Annotated in this window: 1 rRNA gene; it reads right to left on the bottom strand. The window is 55.8% G+C overall.

The features are described from left to right. Positions 1-22 precede the first annotated feature (22 nt). Positions 23-1,440: ribosomal RNA gene (locus tag ACFY9S_RS40630) — 23S ribosomal RNA — on the bottom strand; the annotation flags it as partial.

Genomic DNA, 1,440 nt, shown 5'->3' with positions numbered 1-1,440 from the left:
AACACAGTGGACGCGAGCAACTGAGGACAAGCCCTCGGCCTATTAGTACCGGTCAACTCCACACGTTACCGTGCTTCCATATCCGGCCTATCAACCCAGTCGTCTACTGGGAGCCTTACCCTCTCAAGGAGGTGGGAATACTCATCTCGAAGCAGGCTTCCCGCTTAGATGCTTTCAGCGGTTATCCCTCCCGAACGTAGCCAACCAGCCATGCCCTTGGCAGGACAACTGGCACACCAGAGGTTCGTCCGTCCCGGTCCTCTCGTACTAGGGACAGCCCTTCTCAATATTCCTACGCGCACAGCGGATAGGGACCGAACTGTCTCACGACGTTCTAAACCCAGCTCGCGTACCGCTTTAATGGGCGAACAGCCCAACCCTTGGGACCGACTCCAGCCCCAGGATGCGACGAGCCGACATCGAGGTGCCAAACCATCCCGTCGATATGGACTCTTGGGGAAGATCAGCCTGTTATCCCCGGGGTACCTTTTATCCGTTGAGCGACGGCGCTTCCACAAGCCACCGCCGGATCACTAGTCCCGACTTTCGTCCCTGCTCGACCCGTCGGTCTCACAGTCAAGCTCCCTTGTGCACTTACACTCAACACCTGATTGCCAACCAGGCTGAGGGAACCTTTGGGCGCCTCCGTTACTCTTTAGGAGGCAACCGCCCCAGTTAAACTACCCATCAGACACTGTCCCTGATCCGGATCACGGACCCAGGTTAGACATCCAGCACGACCAGACTGGTATTTCAACGACGACTCCCCCTGAACTGGCGTCCAGAGTTCACAGTCTCCCAGCTATCCTACACAAGCCGAACCGAACACCAATATCAAACTGTAGTAAAGGTCCCGGGGTCTTTCCGTCCTGCTGCGCGAAACGAGCATCTTTACTCGTAGTGCAATTTCACCGGGCCTATGGTTGAGACAGTCGAGAAGTCGTTACGCCATTCGTGCAGGTCGGAACTTACCCGACAAGGAATTTCGCTACCTTAGGATGGTTATAGTTACCACCGCCGTTTACTGGCGCTTAAGTTCTCAGCTTCGCCCCACCGAAATGGAGCTAACCGGTCCCCTTAACGTTCCAGCACCGGGCAGGCGTCAGTCCGTATACATCGCCTTACGGCTTCGCACGGACCTGTGTTTTTAGTAAACAGTCGCTTCTCGCTGGTCTCTGCGGCCACCCCCAGCTCACCGTGTAAAACGGATCACCAGTGATGGCCCCCCTTCTCCCGAAGTTACGGGGGCATTTTGCCGAGTTCCTTAACCATAGTTCACCCGAACGCCTCGGTATTCTCTACCTGACCACCTGAGTCGGTTTAGGGTACGGGCCGCCATGAAACTCGCTAGAGGCTTTTCTCGACAGCATAGGATCATCCACTTCACCACAATCGGCTCGGCATCAGGTCTCAGCCTTATGTGATCCGGATTTACCTGGA

The sequence above is a fragment of the Streptomyces sp. NPDC012474 genome, from assembly GCF_042955185.1.
Lineage (GTDB): Bacteria > Actinomycetota > Actinomycetes > Streptomycetales > Streptomycetaceae > Streptomyces > Streptomyces cahuitamycinicus.
Note: the sequence above shows the minus strand (reverse complement) of the source record. Positions and strands in the feature narration are given on the sequence as shown.